Origin of the sequence: Legionella taurinensis (assembly GCF_900452865.1) — a bacterium.
Classification (GTDB): domain Bacteria; phylum Pseudomonadota; class Gammaproteobacteria; order Legionellales; family Legionellaceae; genus Legionella_C; species Legionella_C taurinensis.
On sequence record NZ_UGOZ01000001.1, the window covers coordinates 3,097,987 to 3,115,510 of the forward strand.

Sequence of the window (17,524 nt, forward strand, 5' to 3'; positions counted from 1 at the left end):
CGCTGCCCCTGCGGGTTTTAAAGCCCGCCAAGCGACTCCATTCATCCCCCAGACAGGAGCCCGAAGACCTTAAGTCTGATTGAGATCGGTTGTTTTTTGCTGCCGAACATACAGGGTTTTTTTGACTGTGGCGACGACTTGTTTTTGTTCATCCACAATGGCCACTTCAAATGTTGGATAAACCTTTTCCTCGCGCAGGGCGGCTTCACGGATCTCCGTGACTTGCTGCTCGCTTAACGTAAACTCCGCGTAGACCCGGCCTTTACCCGGTCGAACGTAATTAATTTCGCTTTGCTTGTCCCAGGCCACATAGCCTTTTCCCAAACGTTTAATCAGCATCAATACAAAGAAAGGATCGGTCATGGAAAACAGGCTTCCGCCGTACTGGACACGCATGTAGTTTTTGTTATACCAGCGAAAAGCCAACGAAACACGCACATAGGAGAAATCATCGCGAAGTTCTTCAACTTTGATGCCAGCCCCCCAAAAAGGGGGCCAGGCATTTAAAATCCACCGCAATTGGTTCGCTGACAATTTCATGCGTTCGCCGGCTTAAGGACTGTGACCTGCAGAGAGGTCACGTTCTGTAGGCCGCGCGGTAAACGATTGCCGCGGCGGCCGCGTTCACCCGCGTAATGATGCAAATCCTCATTCTTTAAGGTGAAATGACGCTTGCCGGCATGTACTGTCAGGGCATCTTCAGCATGCAACACCTGGATGTCGATGACGAACTCTTCACGCGTCATGACTTTGGCGGTTGGGATACTGATCATCTTGTTCCCCTTGCCGCGACTGAGTTCAGGAAGTTCCGACGCGTTGAAAATCAATAACCGACCCACATTGGTGACGCAGGCCAGGAGCTGGTTTTCCCTGTCGGTCAACACACGTGGCCTCAACAGACCGCTGCCCTCTGGCAGTTTGACGCAGGCTTTGCCGTTGCGGTTTTTAACATACAACTCGCCAAGGCGGGTAATGAACCCATAGCCGGCATCCGATGCAAGGACAAGCCAATCATCGGCCTCACCGCTGGCCATGGCTTCAAACATCATGCCATCGGCAGGATTCAACTTACTGGTCAGGGGCTCTCCCTGACCCCGTGCTGAAGGCAGCACATGACCCGGAAGATTATAAACCTTGCCTTCACTGTCAAAAAAGAGAATCTGCTGATTGCTGCGGGCATTGACCTGCGCTTTGAACTCATCCCCCGCTTTGTAACTTAACTCACGCCCTTCCACATCATGCCCTTTGGCCGCGCGAATCCAGCCTTTCTGCGACAACACCACGGTGATGGGTTCATTGGGCAACAAATCTTCTTCCTTTAAGGCCTGGGCATCATGACGCTCCATTAAAGGGGAACGACGCTCATCGCCAAACGCATCCCGATCAGCGGTGATTTCTTTTTTAACCAGGGTTTTAAGACGTGCTTCACTGGCTAATGTTTTTTCAAGCATGTCGCGTTCGTTGCTTAACTCGTCATGTTCAGCCCGCAAGCGAATTTCTTCCAGTTTGGCCAAATGCCGCAATTTCATCTCAAGAATCGCCTCGGCCTGCCTCTCGCTCAAATTAAAGCGTTGAATCAACGCCGGTTTCGGTTCTTCGCTCTCACGGATGATGGCAATGACCTCATCGATATTAAGGAAAGCAATGATTAATCCTTCAAGCACATGCAACCGCTCAAGTACTTTATCCAAGCGGTATTGAAGGCGCCGCTTCACCGTCATTAGGCGATAAACCAGCCATTCATTGAGCAAGACGAGTAAACTTTTTACCCGGGGTTTACCATCCAGACCAATCATATTGAAATTAACGCGGTAGCTTCGCTCCAGATCCGTGGTTGCAAACAGATGGGACATTAACCCATCTACATCAATGCGATTGGAACGAGGAATAATGACGAGGCGGGTGGGGTGCTCATGATCAGATTCATCGCGCAGGTCTTCAACCATGGGTAATTTTTTTTGTTGCATCTGTGCTGCAATCTGTTCAATTACTTTAGCCCCGGATACCTGATACGGCAGGGCGGTAATGACAATGTTTTGCTTTTCTACTGTGAACACCGCACGCATTTTGATAGAGCCGATACCGGTTTCATACACTGTCCGTATCTGACTTTTGGGCGTAATGATTTCAGCGCTGGTTGGAAAATCAGGCCCCTGAATAAATTGGCAAAGATCATCAAGGCTGGCTCTGGGGTTGTCAAGCAGATGGATGCAGGCGTCCGCCACTTCCCGTAAATTGTGCGGCAGGATGTCCGACGACATACCCACCGCAATACCGGTTGCGCCATTCAGCAGCACGTTGGGCAAACGGGCCGGTAGCAGAGAGGGTTCTTTCAGCGTACCGTCGAAATTGTCTACCCAATCCACGGTTCCCTGCTGTAACTCGGATAACAGCAACTCCGCATAAGGCGATAAGCGTGCCTCTGTGTAGCGCATGGCGGCAAAGGATTTGGGATCGTCTGCAGAACCCCAGTTGCCCTGACCGTCGACAAACGGGTAACGGTAGGAGAAAGGCTGGGCCATCAAGACCATGGCCTCGTAACAAGCGGAATCCCCATGCGGGTGGAATTTACCCAGAACATCCCCCACGGTACGCGCCGATTTTTTATGCTTTGCCGTGGCTTTAAGGCCCAATTCCGACATGGCGTAAACAATTCGGCGCTGTACCGGCTTTAATCCATCGGCAAGATGGGGCAAGGCTCTGTCCAGAATGACGTACATGGAGTAATCAAGGTACGCTTTTTCTGTAAATTCCGTAATCGGTTTACGCTCTATAGCATCATTCATAACAATAGTCATCAGCTGGTTCTTTTCAATGGTGATCGTAGTGTACTCTACAACAATTTGGCAAAGCTATTTTATCAAACTCTGGTGTCGGCTAGAAACAAAAAAGGCCGAGGATGTGAATAACTTTCCATCAGCCTAGCCTTATTTTGAATATAAATCAATTAACCCTTTGATTAATAATGATTTTTATTTTAAATCCCATCAACTGGCAATGCACAACCTGTGGATAACCCTGTGAATTTACCCGCAAGTGCTTGTTATTCCTCAACTCTTTCCCTGCGTTGTGTTTCGGGTAAAAGGTAAAGGCTCAAATAGGTCAATAACTGAAATCCACCCTGAATCATGTGATTTTCCTCCAAATCAAATTTCATTACCAACTGATCCGCAAGGAAAAAGGCAAGCCAATAACTTAAGGAAACAATAAACGCCCAATCAGCACGTCGCATCCAGCCTGATGTGGGCTGAAACAAAGCTAACGCCGTCCAGCCGAAAGCCAGAGTAGACAGAAAAGACCACAGAATAATGCCCGCAAAGGACCATTGAGGTACCCAGGCAGGCACATCATACATTTTGAGCGACTCCACCAGAAAAGGGTAGTTTGTATCTGGCGCCCAGCTTTTGATTAACCAACCGTTGTGGGCGAGCAGGCCGACAACATCTGTCCAGAGAGCAATAAGCCACCAGACAAACCAGAAAAGAATAATTATTTTTTTAAACCCTGTGATTGGATTGAGATGTGTCATTGCTTCACCTGGAGTATTATTTGCAGTGGATTGAATGCAGCTGTCATTGCCCGGATGTTCTTCGTTTGGCCTCCTGCCACAGCTCACCGAGAAATTCGATGGGTTGACCCTTTAAATCAGTATAGCCTTTCTCGCCTGCCAGGGCTTTAAGCGCCTCCATGCGGGCTGCAAATTTATCGGCTGTCTTAGCCAGAGTTTCATGAACATTAAAGTTCAGAAAACAACAGAGGGAAAGGGCTGTGTGCAATAAATCACCGACTTCTTCCTGTACGCGCGCGGCTGATTGCCGATTATCCAGTGCCTCTTTAATTTCCTGACATTCGCTTAAGGCCTGTTCGATAATCATGTCGGCATCGGGCCAGAGAAAACCAAAATCACGCACCTCTTCTTCGAGCCTTAGTAAGCGCTGCAACGCTGTTTCTGTCATTCAATCACCTCACAAATGCAGGTTTAAACCAAGCGGTTTGGCCGGTAGCAACAAGTCAGTGTCATTGTCGTTGTTCTTTTCAAAAAAACCAATAATGGATGGGCGTTTCTTTAATGCTGCCTCAGGCCATGAATTTACCACCGCATAACTTAATTGTGCCTTTTCGGACGGGGTTGACGGCAACGCCAGCGAGCCATAACGGTACACATTCAGACGCGGCAGTCCACCTTGGGGAAGGGTATACCAGGGATCGACCAGGTTAATCAAGCCGCCTTTTGAATTCTTTCCGAGAAAATTATCAAGGCTTTTTCCAAAGGAGGGTGAAGCCAGATCATGGCCATGAATCAGGGTTAATTTTACCCGGGTCCCAGCCTGCAATTGAGTGGTATCTCGGTTCCAGCACAGGCGAAAAAGAGGACATTCCATCGGCATGCGTTGAGGAAGGCCGTCGCGGTAAAAAATTTCGAGATAACACCGCTCAGAATCAATGGCTTTTCGTAAGTCCAGGCTGGCAAAGACAGCGTTCACGGCATCTATCACCTTAGCCAACTCCCCTGAACCCAGATGATAAAAGCGGGTTTTTGCATGCTCAGCCTCTTCTGGAAGGTGAAGTGTGGCCAGTAAGGCCGTCGTCATTCGCGATCTATATTCATCATAAAAAGCATACAAGGTTTCCAAACCCACCGGCGCATGAGTATACAGGATAAGCTCATCGTCATCTCCCTTGCTGCAGGCAAAGAGGCTCAGGGTAGAGCGGTACAAACTGAACAGATGTATAAACCGCTCTTCAGGAAACAGTTTATGATAAAGAAAAAACAAAGCGCCAAACGCGGATCGCATCTGATGATTACGCAGTCGGTCATACCCCACGGTCAGAGCAATATTGGGTGAATATTCACCATTTAAGACCAAGCTGATGAATGCCATGTCATGATTGGACATCATGGTTTCAACCCGAATTTTGGCAATGAGAAGCCACTCATAAATTAATAAGGTATACAGATCATTATTGCCGCGGTCAGCGACCACATCCCCTAAAAAGCGAAGAATCCCTACCAGGCCCGGTTTCGCCTGGTGGAGGATGCGAATAAAATCGTCCATGGCCTTTGCATAGGGCGCATAATCATTCGCCTCTGGGTTTAACTCCTGTTCATAAATCTCCACTAGTCTCTGGTAATCTTCTGCTCCTCCTGCAAGCGTCATAATCCCCGTTTTTATCAAAAAATAGACCATTTTCAAGGCATTCCCGTGACCGTCGCCAAGTGTAACTTCATCGTCTTTTGTCAAAGGCGAAATGTCGTCGGGGTATTTCCTGAGATCAACATCCATGTGAATCAGTTTAAGAGCCATCCCTTTTCCTCTTGTTTTTTTATTGTGTGTTACACTTTGTTAATCAAAGAAAACGCTCTCTGACTATGACATCGATCCGGGCTTTTTGGGGTATACAACTGCCGCAAGCAGCGAATAACACGTTGGCTGGCTTTATCCGTTCTCTACAAACCAATCTGGCCGATACAAACATCCGATGGTCTGCGCCAGAAAATTTACATATTACTTTACAGTTTTTAAAGGCCGTTGATAAGGAGGATATCCCTTCTTTGATTGTTACGGTGGGACAGCACGTGCAGGGCCTTTCCGCTTTTCCTATCCAGTTGGGAAAAGTTGAATTATTTCCATCCCCCCATAAACCGCATGTCATTTCGCTTGCAGTACCCGTCAATCAGTCCCTGATTACGCTTGCCAATCGTGTAGGAGAAGGCATACTCCGGGCGGGGTATGAGATTGAACAAAGACCCTACCGTGCTCATCTGACCTTAGGCCGCTTGCGTCAGAAAGGAAAAGTACTTTTGCCACAGGATTTGATGTGGCCCGATCTCGGGGACATCCCTGTGCAGGAAATCGGTTTGTGGGAAAGCAGGCCGTCGCATCAGGGGTCCTGTTATCTCCTGCTGCATAAAGAGCGATTGGCGTGGGCCTGATTGATTTATTCATGTAGGGCAAACTGGCCTGTTATCAGGATAAATCGGCTGTTACCGGTAAAAAAAATCCCGCGTTTGCGGGATTTTGCTGTCTGACTCGATTATTTTAAATTCTTGCGAAGTTTTTGTATCGCTCGAATTTGAGCAACCGCTCTGGCCAATTCGGCTGCGGCTCGGGAGTAATCCAGATCCGTGTTTTTGTTGGCAATCTCTTCCTCGGCTTTAGCCTTTGCAGCCAGGGCCGCGGCTTCATCAAGGTTATCCGCACGCTCTACTGTATCAGCCAACACGGTAACGCAATGAGGTTGTACCTCCAGCATGCCGCCAGATACGTAGTAAATCTCCTGGCTGCCGCCAGGAAGCGTTATCCTGATTTCACCGGGTTTAAGTACGGTCAGCAAAGGTGCGTGGCCAGGAGTAATCCCTACCTCGCCAAGCTCACCGGTTGCCACAACCAACTCAACAACGCCTGAATAAATTTCCTTTTCAGCACTGACAATGTCCAGGTGCGTGGTAATCGCCATATTATCCTGCCTCATAAGGTCTTCGCTTTGGCAACGGCTTCTTCAATGCTACCCACCATGTAGAAAGCTTGTTCAGGCAGATCATCGTATTCACCCGCCAGAATGCCCTGGAACCCTTTAATGGTGTCTTTCAGTGACACGTATTTACCGGGTGAACCCGTGAATACTTCCGCAACGAAGAAAGGTTGAGAAAGGAAACGCTGAATCTTACGGGCACGTGTCACAACACGCTTGTCTTCTTCAGACAGTTCATCCATTCCGAGAATGGCAATGATGTCTTTCAGTTCTTTATAACGTTGCAGCGTTTGCTGTACACGTCGGGCAGTATCATAATGTTCCTGACCTACAATCAATGGATCCAACTGACGGGACGTCGAGTCTAATGGATCAACCGCGGGGTAAATACCCAATTCAGCAATCTGACGCGACAAAACGACGGTGGCATCCAGGTGAGCAAAGGTGGTTGCAGGAGAGGGGTCAGTCAAGTCGTCGGCAGGAACATAAACCGCCTGAATGGAGGTAATGGAACCTGTCTTGGTTGATGTAATACGCTCTTGCAGCATACCCATTTCTTCAGCCAGGGTCGGTTGGTAACCTACGGCGGAAGGCATACGGCCTAACAGGGCGGACACTTCCACACCAGCCAGCGTGTAACGGTAAATGTTATCGATGAAGAGCAGTACATCACGGCCCTCATCACGGAATTTTTCCGCCATGGTCAAACCGGTCAACGCCACACGCAGACGGTTTCCTGGCGGCTCATTCATCTGTCCATAAACCAGGGATACTTTATCGAGTACGTTGGAGTCTTTCATTTCATGATAGAAGTCGTTACCCTCACGAGTACGCTCACCAACACCGGCAAATACAGAGTAACCACTGTGCTCAATTGCAATGTTACGGATGAGTTCCATCATGTTGACTGTTTTACCCACACCCGCACCACCGAACAAACCAACCTTACCCCCTTTGGCAAACGGGCAAAGCAAGTCGATTACTTTAATACCGGTTTCCAGTAGTTCCTGGCTGCCGGCCTGCTCTTCATAACTTGGGGCTTTACGATGAATCGACCAGTATTCATCCGCTTCAATAGGACCTGCTTCATCCACTGGGCGTCCCAATACATCCATAATACGGCCCAGTGTTTTCTTGCCGACAGGAACCTGAATGGGTTTACCGGTGTTTTTAGCTTTTACACCGCGCTTTAGACCTTCTGACGATCCCATCGCAATCGTACGGACAACACCGTCGCCAAGCTGCTGCTGTACTTCAAACGTTAAATCGCCATCAACCAGGTGCAAGGCATCGTTTACTTTGGGAACCTCATCACGGGGAAATTCCACGTCAACAACCGCACCAATTACTTCAACTACTGTTCCTAAACTCATGATATACCCTCGTTATAAAGCGTCAGCGCCACCGACAATTTCAGCCAATTCCTGAGTAATGGCCGCCTGTCGGGCTTTGTTATAAATCAAGCGAAGCTGTTTGATCAATTCACCGGCATTATCCGTTGCACTTTTCATTGCAATCATTTTGGCAGCCTGCTCGCAGGCGATGTTTTCTACAACCGCTTGATAAGCCTGTAATTCGATGTAGCGTTCTAATAAACCATCGAGCAATTCCTTGGCGTCCGGTTCGTAGATATAATCCCAATGATGTCCCAGGCGCTGAGTGTCTTCGTCAGACACTGGAAGAGGCAGCAACTGTTTCAGCATCGGCTTTTGGGTCATGGTGTTTACAAATTCATTGTAAATGATGTGCAGAGCATCAATTTCACCACGGTAGAATGCGTCAAGCATGACCTTGACTACACCAATTAAATCACTCACGCTGGGTTTATCACCCAATTGATCCACGGAAGCAATGACTTTACCGCCAAAACGCTTGAAAAAAGCCTGACCCTTGCGGCCTACCACACTGACATCGATGTCTTTGCCTTCCTGCTGCCATTGCCGCATATGACGTACAGTTTCTCGCAGCAAATTTGCATTTAAACCACCGCATAAGCCACGATCGGTTGTCACCACAATGATGCCTACACGCTTAATTTCACGACCCGTCATAAAGGGATGACGGTATTCGGAATTCGCTCGGGCAATGTGCTTGACCACATCATAAATTTTTGAGGCATACGGTTTGGATGCGCGCATTCTATCCTGCGTTTTACGCATTTTACTCGCGGCAACCATTTCCATAGCCTTGGTGATTTTTTTCGTATTGTTAATACTTGCAATTTTAGTACGGACTTCTTTTGCACCAGCCATATCTGCTTCGCCTTAATTACCAGAATGATTCAACTCATCCTGTTTAATCATTGAGCCGCCAGCAACTCGGCTGGCGGTTATTCATTACCAACTTCCAGTGTTTTTAAATTCCTCAACTGCTGCCTTTAATTGCGCTTCAATGTCAGCGTCATAAGCACCAGTCTCATTGATCTTATGCAGAAGACTTGCATGAGAGGATTGCATGTAGCCCTGCAGCGCCGCTTCAAATGCTCTCACTTCAGCCACTGGCACATCATCGAGGTACCCTTTCTCAATAGTAAACAGCGACAGACCCATCTCTGCGACAGACATGGGAGAATATTGCTTCTGCTTCATTAACTCGGTAATGCGCTGGCCACGCTCCAATTGTTTGCGTGTTGCGTCATCCAAATCAGAAGCGAATTGCGAGAAGGCTTCCAGTTCACGGAATTGCGCGAGCGCCAGACGGGTACCGCCACCGAGTTTTTTCATAATCTTGGTTTGAGCTGCACCACCAACCCGCGAAACAGAAAGACCGGAGTTAATTGCGGGACGAACACCGGAGTTAAAGAGATCAACATCAAGGAAAATCTGACCGTCGGTAATCGAGATCACGTTGGTAGGAACGAAGGCGGACACGTCCCCGGCCTGCGTTTCAATAATGGGCAATGCGGTCAGGGATCCTGTTTTACCTTTCACGCGGCCATCGGTTAATTTCTCAACTTCATTGGCATTAATACGTGCAGCCCGCTCAAGCAAACGGGAGTGGAGATAGAAAATATCACCGGGGTAAGCTTCACGACCGGGTGGACGACGTAACAACAGGGAAATTTGACGATAAGCCCAGGCCTGTTTGGTTAAGTCATCATAAACGATGAGAGCATCTTCACCGTTTTCCATGAAGTATTCACCCATGGCGCAGCCGGTGTAAGGTGCAATAAACTGTAGGGCAGCCGAATCAGACGCGCCGGCAACGACAACAATGGTATGCTCCAATGCGCCGTGTTCTTCCAATTTACGGACGATGGCAGCAACAGAAGAAGCTTTTTGACCAATTGCGACATAGATACATTTAATGCCAGTACCCTTTTGATTGATGATGGCATCAATTGCAATGGCGGTTTTACCGGTTTGGCGGTCACCGATGATCAATTCACGCTGGCCACGGCCGACGGGAATCATGGCATCGATCGCTTTAAGACCGGTTTGCACGGGTTGATCCACGGACTGACGGGAAATAACGCCTGGAGCCACTTTTTCAATCGGTGACATTTTTTCAGCATCAATTGGGCCTTTGCCATCCAGAGGATTACCTAAAGCATCGACGACGCGGCCAAGCAGACCTCGACCGACAGGAACTTCAAGAATACGGCCGGTACATTTGCCTTTTTGGCCTTCTGATAAACCGGCATAATCACCAAGAATTACGGCACCAACCGAGTCACGCTCGAGGTTAAGGGCCAGACCATAGCGTTCGCCGGGGAACTCAATCATTTCACCCTGCATAACATCGGCCAGTCCGTGCATGCGAACAATACCATCTTTCAGGTTGACAATGGTTCCCTCGTTTCTGGCTTCAGAAACCACGTTAAACTGGTCTATTTTCTTTCTGATTAAATCGCTGATCTCAGCGGGGTTTAATGCAACATGTTCTGTCATGAATACTATCCTCTCTATTACGCGGCCAAACCTGCACCGAGTTTATTTAATTTTCCACGGACTGAACCATCAATAACTAAATCACCGGCCTTTATGATCGCACCGCCCAGTAAGGATTTATCAATGGCTACCTTGAGTGTCACCTGGCGTTGCAGGCGCTTGCTTAAGGCATCGATGAGTTCTTTTTCCTGTGTGTTGGAAAGGGTGGAATAGCTCGTGACACTGATGGTTAATGTCTTTTCCTGCTCTGAGCGCATGGCTTCAAACAAGACGTAGATATCAGGTAAAATCTGTAAACGCTTGTTTTCAGCAAGCGTGCGGACAAAATTATCCAGGGCTGAGACTTCCCCGGTGTCTGCCATTTTTTTCAGAGGGTCAGCCATCAGGGATATCTGCTGCTCAATGGTGGCAGCAGGGTTACTAATAAAACTAATTACCTGGTCATTTAAGGCAATTTGGGAGGCGGCAAAGAGAATCGTTGACCATTCAGTCAATTTCCCTTTATGCAGAGCATGCTCAAAAATTGCTTTTGCGTAAGGTCTGGCAATGGTAATCGTCTCGGACATATCAAATCTCTTCTATCAGTTTATCCAGCAATTTACTGTTTGCCTGCTCGTCGATTTCCTTCATCAGAATTTTTTCGGCACCTGCAATCGCCAGCTGAGCGACTTGTTTTCTCAACCCTTCTTTCGCATGATTCACTTCCTGCAGAAGTTGATCGTGCGCCAGCTTGGCTTGTTTTTGCGCCTCCAGTTTGGCCGACTCTTTGGCTTCTTCAATCATTTGATTGGCACGACGATTGGCCTTTTCGATGATCTCGTTCGCCTGCGCCTTGGCATGCTTTAATTCATCGCGGACACGATGCTGAGCCAACTCCAATTCCTTACGACCACGTTCAGCGGCAGAAAGCCCATCAGCAATTTTATCCTGACGCTCTTCTAACGCTTTGGCCAATGGCGGCCATACGAATTTCATGGTGAACCAGACAAATGCTGCAAACACGAGCATTTGAATAATCAGTGTTAAATTAATATCCAATGTAGTCTCCTTGTAACAATTCAGGGCGCACAGCGCCCCACTTTGGTGTTATCAAGAACCGAGGTTGCTTAAGAAAGGGTTAGCAAAGGTGAAAAACAGAGCAATACCAACACCAATCATGGTCACAGCATCAAGCAGACCGGCGACAATGAACATTTTAACCTGCAGCATGGGCACCATTTCAGGTTGACGTGCAGAACCTTCCAGAAATTTGCCGCCTAACAGACCGAATCCAATAGCGGTTCCAAGAGCGCCGAGCCCAATCAACAGTGCGACAGCAATCACAGTCATACCTTGAACTTGTGCGATTAAATTTGCAGCTTGCATATAAATCCCCTTAATGGACAATGTTTAAATTAAAAATCAATAAAAATGCAGGTTAATGTTCTTCATGAGCCAGACTCAGGTACACAATGGTCAGAACCATGAAAATAAACGCTTGCAGGGTAATCACTAAGATGTGAAAAATGGACCAGGCCAGAGCCAGAAGGAATTGTGCCACGCTCAGAGTGGCTGTACCGGCAAGCGACGTGCTTGTGGCGTTCAAGGTCAACAGGGCAATCAGAATGAAGATCAGTTCGCCAGCATAGAGGTTTCCAAACAAACGCAGTGCCAGAGAAATCGGCTTGGCAATAAGACCAACCAACTCAAGCAACAGGTTAAACGGAATAAAACCGGGGTGATTAAACGGCTGCAGGGTCAGCTCTTTAGTGAACCCTTTTATCCCTTTAATTTTGATGCTATAGAACAAAATGAGCAAAAAGACAGTCAACGAAAGGCTGAATGTCAGGTTTAAGTCATTGGTGGGTACCACTTTCAGGTAATGAATCCCCATTGATTTAGCGACGAGTGGTAATACGTCGACGGGAACAATGTCCATGAAGTTCATTAAAAAGACCCAGGCGAAAATCGTTAATGCCAGAGGCCCTATCAGTTTGTTACGGCCATGAAAACAGTCCTTAACCTGACTGTCGGCAAACTCAAGCAGCATTTCTGCGAAATTCTGCAGCTTGCCCGGAACACCCGTTGTCACACGGCGCGCACCCATGTAAAACAAGATCAATACAAAGGAGCCCAGAATGATGGAAAAGAAAAGGGTATCAAGGTTTAAAGTCCAGAAGCCACCATGCGTACCAAATTCCATTGATTTCAGGTCGTAAGTCAGGTATGTCAAATGATGTTTAATATAGTCTGTGCTTGATACCATTTCAGTCACTTTTTGGCCTATTTTGTTTATTTGCTAAAAACAGTGGCGTGAACCAGAAATTCAATACCACCACAATGTACGTTAAAAAAAATGCCAGCGGCTTTACTTTGTAAAAAGTAAATACCAGGATAAACAGCCCAATGGATATCAGGATTTTTAAGGCCTCGCCAGCATAAAAACGGTTAATAATTTTTTTTGCTGCCCTGGCTCCCTGATGCTTGAACAATGTCCTAGCAAAAAAAAACGATGGTAACACAGCGACTAAGCCCCCCAACAAGGCGGATATCGCTTCGTGTTGACCATAAAACAGGAATAGGACCAGTGCCATACCCGCTGTGCTTAAAAGTTGTGTAATAAGTAAGGACCTTACAACGCTTGTCGCCTGCTGGTTTTTCACTGTTCACCTGTTCATCTTCGCGGCGAATTATAAAGTAATCAATTTTGAGAAGCAACGTCAGTTGGTTAAATTTCGACTTGCAGGCGGCGTTTATGGCAAATAATGACCATATTGTCTATATTTTTATATGAAATGGGATGTTTGTTGATCATCTCTCGTTTATCAAAGGTAATAAGGAATTGATTATGTCTGAAAAACAGCAGCGTACTTCCGTCAGTATGCGTGAACGCATGTTAAACCGATACGGTGATGGAATCCACCATAAACACGATAAAAACCACCACCCTTACCGACAGCACTGTCGATCCCACCCCGCCACAAAGACGTTAAATGGCAAAGAAGAGACCAGCGTGAATTCGTCGACGGGCCTCTTAAGAGAATTTAAAGTAAGAAAAATTCGTAAACGACTGGATAAAGGTCGCTTCCATTGATAGAGTAAAGGTTAACCTCCAGGTTAGCCACTTCCTGGTACGGGGCAGTACAATGTGGCCTGTTTCAACCCAGGCCACAGTATTAATGCTTACCCGGCTTAGGGATTTCACTCAAATTATAGTAATTCAGAAGTTTTACCACGCGAACGACCCCTCGGGTCTGACGTGAAATAGCAATAACTCGTTCGGCCTGTTCAGGAATGACATCCCCCATGAGGTAAACGATGCCATCGGCGGTGATGATTTTAAATTCTTTGGGATTAATTTCAGCGTCAGCTAAAATCTGGGTGCGGATCATGGTGGTAATCCAGGAATCGTGCAGCGCATTGTTTTTGTCTTTTCTTACTGCAACCTGATTGAAGAATTCACGATAGCCGCCAAGTTTTTGCAACCGATTGGCCGCCAAATCCCGTAAACCCTCTGTAGGAACATGCCCCGCCAGCAACAGGTCGTTGTTAAATACAGCCAAATCCAGATAACAACCCGGCTGCTTGAAGACCTTGTCGTCAAACAGTTCATGATGGGCGACGGCGGCAAGATTGTAATCATCCAATTTTTTATACACAGTGTGACGGTCATACACCAGGGATGCACCTGTCCACAGGTTGCTTACACAGCCCAATAATTGCGTCAATGCCAGACCGATCAGAATGAAACATCCCTGTTTTTTCATATTAATTAATGTATTGGAATACTTTAACCACTTTCCCGACACCATTAATCTGGCGGGCGACATCCACGGCGAGGTTGCCTTGCTCCTGCGTTACAATACCCATGAGATAGACAACCGAATTTTCAGTAACCACACGAATTGAACCGGATTCCAACCCCTTTTTGGTTAACATTTTGCTTCGTACCTGACCAGTAATCCAGGTGTCTTTGGTCCGTTGCGTCATGGATAAGGGGTGCTCGATGGTGACTTCATCATAAACGCGACGGACATTGGGTGTTTTCTGGGCGATTTTTTCTGCCATCACCCGCAAAGAGGCCGTGGGTGTTTGTCCAACAAGCAGCACAACCCGGTTAAAACTGCTCACCAGAATGCGCGAGCCCCGAAATTTCGGATCAGTCACAATGGCCGTGTGAACCAGATGGAAAATCCGGGCATCACTTTCCAGCGTGACCACGCTGCGTTTGTCATAAACCACCATTCCTGCTGCGGCGCCGGCAACCACCGCGGCAACACAACCGGTTAATAACGCACTGACAATTAAAAACAAAACCGTTCGCAACTTCATACTTACCCCAACATTTGGCCAAATAATGATTGATCAATTAAATCGCAAAAACAATGCAGTATAAATAAATGGGTTTCTCTGATGCGTGCCTCCGTATCGGCTATTACTCGCAATTCAATGTCTTCGGGGCCTAAATGGTTGGCTAAAACACCACCGTCCCGACCGCTTAGCGCAATGGTATCCATGCCGCGGTCATTTGCGGCATTAACCGCATGAAGAATACTGTCGGTATTGCCCGAAGTCGATAAGACCATCAGCACATCCCCTTCCTGACCCAAGGCCTGAATCTGACGGGCAAACACATGATCATAATGGCTGTCGCCGGCAATGGAGGTCATGGAGGCGACATCCGCGGTTAAGGCAATCACCGGCAGGGGCGGGCGTTCAACATCAAAATGGTTAAGCATCGCGGCGGCAAAATGCAGGCAGTTGGCGGCAGAGCCGCCATTACCACATAAGAGAATTTTGCCGTCATTTAACAAACAATTGACTAAACGAAGCCCTGCTTTGGCGATGGGAGCAGACAACACATCGGCTGCAGCGATCTTTGCCTCAATACTCATTCCGAACAATTGCCTGACCCGATCTTCCATTTGTGTTGACATGTAGATGACCTCATTCAATTTAATAATCCAACCCAAACGCGTTTTTTATCCACTCAAGCTGACATGACGTGCCCTGCAGGCAGACCACGTCAAAGCGTAATGGGTGCTGATTTTGTTGATTTTGCGTCAACTGGTAATGCAGAGCGGTTTGGATAAGCCGCTTTTGCTTACTTGCGGTGATGCTGGCCAATGCCCCGCCAAACGCGCTGGATTTGCGAGCCCGGACCTCCACGAACACCAAATAGTTCCCATCACGCATAATGAGATCTATTTCGCCAAAGCGGCAACGGTAATTACTGAACAACAGCGTCAGGCCCTGCTGCTTAAGGTAGTTGCAGGCCAATAACTCCGCCTTATCCCCAATTCCTTTTGACATGAACGACTCGCAAGAAGGGTTCGCCCGTTAAACCCAATATCAGATGGTCTGGCTGGTGAGTTCGGCCACGCCGCCCTTGAATTTACCCCAGGCCAATACTCTGGCGACCTGCTGAGCGCGGTTTAAATATAAAACACCACTCTTGTCATCAATGCCCAACGCAGGGAAAAGGATTAATTGGTTTAACTGGGTCGCCAGGGCGTAACTGTCCATGCCCAGGGCATAAAGTCGGTTATAACTGTTTAATTGCTCAGGCCAGTTTTTATTCGCCAGCTGGTGGTTAAAAACCCAGGGCATATCACAGAAAATGATACCATCCAGATCCCGGTCGCGCATGGTATTGGTACTGCCGCCATAAACAGACGAGGTGGCATAGACAGGCACATCGCCAGCGAAATAATATTTCAGCAGGGGCATGATTTGGCGCGCTTTGGAAGGGTAGGCCAGCAGGAAAATCATATCGAAATCCTGACGTCGTTTCGGCAGCTGCTGCCCCTCAGGCTCAGTACCGGGTCGGAATTGTTTTTGCCGCGCCTGGCGCTCGGACACGTGCAGAAAATCACGCACGGCTGCCGTGAGGTTGGTGTGATCATCAAAAGCCAAGCGTTCGACGATGACACCGCCGCTTGCACGCCATTGATCATTAAATGCCGCGACAATGTCGTCACCCCAGACGCCTGCCGGCGCAATGACCAGTGCGCGCTTTAAACCCTGCTTACTGGCTTTGGCAGCCACCTGACGTGCTTCGTTGGTGGGCGATAAACCAAAGCGATAGGCATTATTGCTTGAACCAACATCGATATCATTCAAAAACAGAGTAGGCACCGGATGATTCAATTTGGCGACTTTGGCCACATCCGCCTTGGCCAGAGGACCAACAATGTAATCGGCGCCGTCATCAACGGCTTGTTGATAAAGTACCGTAACATCCTGAGCGGCGGTATCATACAGTCTGACACTCACCTCCCTGTCCGGATCATTGCTGGTATAAGCAGCCATAAATCCATCACGTATGGCGCCGCCCGGGCCGGCCAACGGCCCGGTGACTGGCAACAGCAGGGCCATGTTATGCGGTTTCCGGTGCAAATACGGTTTAACCGCATCCAGGGGAGTGGGTAATAAATGGCGTGCTGGATGCCCTGGGAAATGATCCTGCCAGGCTTCTACCTGCGTCAGGATGGATTGCTTCGTTTGCTGCTGTCTTGGAATCAGGGCAAGTGTCATCCAGCCCTGCAATTCAGAGCCGTCCTCCGCCTCAACAGCCAGGGTATTGAGTTCCGCTGTCGGTAAACGGGTCAGCGTCAACCAGAGAATCCGGCGATTGTTGGTGCGGGAAGCTTCGTCGGGAAGCAAATGCTCCAGTTTTATCCGCTCGGGGACAGCATAGGATGAGTTCCCTATCGACTCGTAGGCCGTGGCCAGAATTTCGTGGTATTGCGCTTGATAGAAAGCCGGCAGACTGGCACTATTACGCACCGATGACAACTTGGTGATCGCTCCACGCGGTTGATCACGCAACATATCGGCTTTGGCTAAAAGAATATTTTTTTCACTGGCCTGCACGGGGGATAAATTGTCCGTTTCAGACAGGATAGACAACGCCTGCCGCCATTGGCCATCATACATGGCACGACCGGCTGCCATGATCAGCATGTTTTGCCGCTCATCCCCCCCCTGGTTTTTTGCCATGGCCAAGTAAGCCGTTGAAGGCATGGTGTAGGGTGTGGGTTGTTGCCGAGTGGATTGAGGACGATTTTCTGCAACTTTTGTACAGCCAGCCAGTATAATGGCTGAAATCATCATCAGCATGAGTTTTTTAATGAGTGAATTCGCTACCATGAAGAAAGGGTCCAAAACGCAGGAACGCA

The 17,524-nt window shown here is 48.1% G+C and carries 21 protein-coding genes; 2 read left to right on the plus strand and 19 right to left on the minus strand.

The window, feature by feature from the left end; all coding sequences use genetic code 11:
- Window positions 1-69 precede the first annotated feature (69 nt).
- The 5 genes from DYE45_RS14235 to DYE45_RS14255 form a co-directional block, all read right to left on the minus strand.
- Window positions 70-540: a DUF4442 domain-containing protein gene (locus DYE45_RS14235; RefSeq protein WP_108290982.1), complete on the minus strand. Its 471-nt coding sequence runs from the start codon at window positions 538-540 to the stop codon at window positions 70-72.
- Window positions 537-2,786: a DNA topoisomerase IV subunit A gene (parC, locus tag DYE45_RS14240; RefSeq protein WP_108290984.1), complete on the minus strand. Its 2,250-nt coding sequence runs from the start codon at window positions 2,784-2,786 to the stop codon at window positions 537-539. Before parC ends, DYE45_RS14235 begins: the two co-directional genes overlap by 4 nt.
- Window positions 2,787-3,043: 257 nt before the next feature.
- A complete protein-coding gene (locus DYE45_RS14245; RefSeq protein ID WP_108290986.1) occupies window positions 3,044-3,529 on the minus strand; it encodes a hypothetical protein in 486 nt (161 codons plus the stop codon).
- Between the two features lie 43 nt (window positions 3,530-3,572).
- Window positions 3,573-3,956, minus strand: a complete 384-nt coding sequence (locus DYE45_RS14250) for a MazG nucleotide pyrophosphohydrolase domain-containing protein (RefSeq protein ID WP_108290988.1) — start codon at window positions 3,954-3,956, stop codon at window positions 3,573-3,575.
- A gap of 9 nt (window positions 3,957-3,965) precedes the next feature.
- Entirely contained in the window at window positions 3,966-5,306 is a 1,341-nt protein-coding gene (locus DYE45_RS14255) for a hypothetical protein (RefSeq protein ID WP_108290990.1), read from the minus strand.
- Window positions 5,307-5,371: 65 nt separating this feature from the next.
- On the opposite strand from DYE45_RS14255, the gene thpR reads away from it, so the two are divergent.
- The gene (gene thpR / locus DYE45_RS14260) at window positions 5,372-5,935 is read left to right on the plus strand and encodes an RNA 2',3'-cyclic phosphodiesterase (RefSeq protein ID WP_108290992.1); all 564 of its coding nucleotides are present in this window, start codon (window positions 5,372-5,374) and stop codon (window positions 5,933-5,935) included.
- A 101-nt stretch (window positions 5,936-6,036) separates the two neighbouring features.
- On the opposite strand, the gene DYE45_RS14265 is transcribed toward thpR, so the two are convergent.
- From DYE45_RS14265 to DYE45_RS14305, 9 genes are all read right to left on the minus strand, one after another.
- Window positions 6,037-6,459, minus strand: a complete 423-nt coding sequence (locus DYE45_RS14265) for a F0F1 ATP synthase subunit epsilon (RefSeq protein WP_108291380.1) — start codon at window positions 6,457-6,459, stop codon at window positions 6,037-6,039.
- An 11-nt stretch (window positions 6,460-6,470) separates the two neighbouring features.
- Window positions 6,471-7,847, minus strand: coding sequence for a F0F1 ATP synthase subunit beta (atpD, locus tag DYE45_RS14270; RefSeq protein ID WP_108290994.1), 1,377 nt, complete (start codon window positions 7,845-7,847; stop codon window positions 6,471-6,473).
- Between the two features lie 12 nt (window positions 7,848-7,859).
- Window positions 7,860-8,726 (minus strand): F0F1 ATP synthase subunit gamma, encoded by an 867-nt coding sequence (gene atpG, locus DYE45_RS14275; RefSeq protein WP_108290996.1) that lies wholly within the window; start codon window positions 8,724-8,726, stop codon window positions 7,860-7,862.
- An 84-nt stretch (window positions 8,727-8,810) separates the two neighbouring features.
- Window positions 8,811-10,364, minus strand: coding sequence for a F0F1 ATP synthase subunit alpha (gene atpA, locus DYE45_RS14280; protein WP_108290998.1), 1,554 nt, complete (start codon window positions 10,362-10,364; stop codon window positions 8,811-8,813).
- A 17-nt stretch (window positions 10,365-10,381) separates the two neighbouring features.
- Window positions 10,382-10,930, minus strand: a complete 549-nt coding sequence (locus DYE45_RS14285; RefSeq protein ID WP_108291000.1) for a F0F1 ATP synthase subunit delta — start codon at window positions 10,928-10,930, stop codon at window positions 10,382-10,384.
- Between the two features lies 1 nt (window position 10,931).
- Entirely contained in the window at window positions 10,932-11,402 is a 471-nt protein-coding gene (locus DYE45_RS14290) for a F0F1 ATP synthase subunit B (protein WP_108291002.1), read from the minus strand.
- A gap of 51 nt (window positions 11,403-11,453) precedes the next feature.
- Entirely contained in the window at window positions 11,454-11,729 is a 276-nt protein-coding gene (atpE, locus tag DYE45_RS14295) for a F0F1 ATP synthase subunit C (RefSeq protein WP_028385819.1), read from the minus strand.
- 52 nt (window positions 11,730-11,781) lie between these two features.
- Complete coding sequence (gene atpB / locus DYE45_RS14300) at window positions 11,782-12,609, minus strand: F0F1 ATP synthase subunit A (protein WP_108291004.1); 828 nt, start codon at window positions 12,607-12,609, stop codon at window positions 11,782-11,784.
- A 1-nt stretch (window position 12,610) separates the two neighbouring features.
- A complete protein-coding gene (locus DYE45_RS14305) occupies window positions 12,611-13,006 on the minus strand; it encodes an ATP synthase subunit I (RefSeq protein WP_256594928.1) in 396 nt (131 codons plus the stop codon).
- A 185-nt stretch (window positions 13,007-13,191) separates the two neighbouring features.
- On the opposite strand from DYE45_RS14305, the gene DYE45_RS14310 reads away from it, so the two are divergent.
- Window positions 13,192-13,437, plus strand: a complete 246-nt coding sequence (locus DYE45_RS14310; protein WP_108291382.1) for a hypothetical protein — start codon at window positions 13,192-13,194, stop codon at window positions 13,435-13,437.
- Between the two features lie 82 nt (window positions 13,438-13,519).
- On the opposite strand, the gene DYE45_RS14315 is transcribed toward DYE45_RS14310, so the two are convergent.
- From DYE45_RS14315 to DYE45_RS14335, 5 genes are read right to left on the minus strand one after another with little or no spacing between them, the layout of a single operon-like run.
- On the minus strand, window positions 13,520-14,110 hold the full coding sequence (locus tag DYE45_RS14315) for a BON domain-containing protein (protein WP_108291008.1): 591 nt from the start codon (window positions 14,108-14,110) through the stop codon (window positions 13,520-13,522).
- 1 nt (window position 14,111) lies between these two features.
- Complete coding sequence (locus DYE45_RS14320) at window positions 14,112-14,675, minus strand: BON domain-containing protein (protein ID WP_108291010.1); 564 nt, start codon at window positions 14,673-14,675, stop codon at window positions 14,112-14,114.
- Window positions 14,676-14,677: 2 nt separating this feature from the next.
- Window positions 14,678-15,280, minus strand: a complete 603-nt coding sequence (locus tag DYE45_RS14325) for an SIS domain-containing protein (protein ID WP_108291012.1) — start codon at window positions 15,278-15,280, stop codon at window positions 14,678-14,680.
- 19 nt (window positions 15,281-15,299) lie between these two features.
- The gene (locus tag DYE45_RS14330) at window positions 15,300-15,656 is read right to left on the minus strand and encodes a YraN family protein (RefSeq protein WP_115301030.1); all 357 of its coding nucleotides are present in this window, start codon (window positions 15,654-15,656) and stop codon (window positions 15,300-15,302) included.
- 39 nt (window positions 15,657-15,695) lie between these two features.
- Window positions 15,696-17,495, minus strand: a complete 1,800-nt coding sequence (locus DYE45_RS14335) for a penicillin-binding protein activator (protein ID WP_115301031.1) — start codon at window positions 17,493-17,495, stop codon at window positions 15,696-15,698.
- Window positions 17,496-17,524 lie beyond the last annotated feature (29 nt).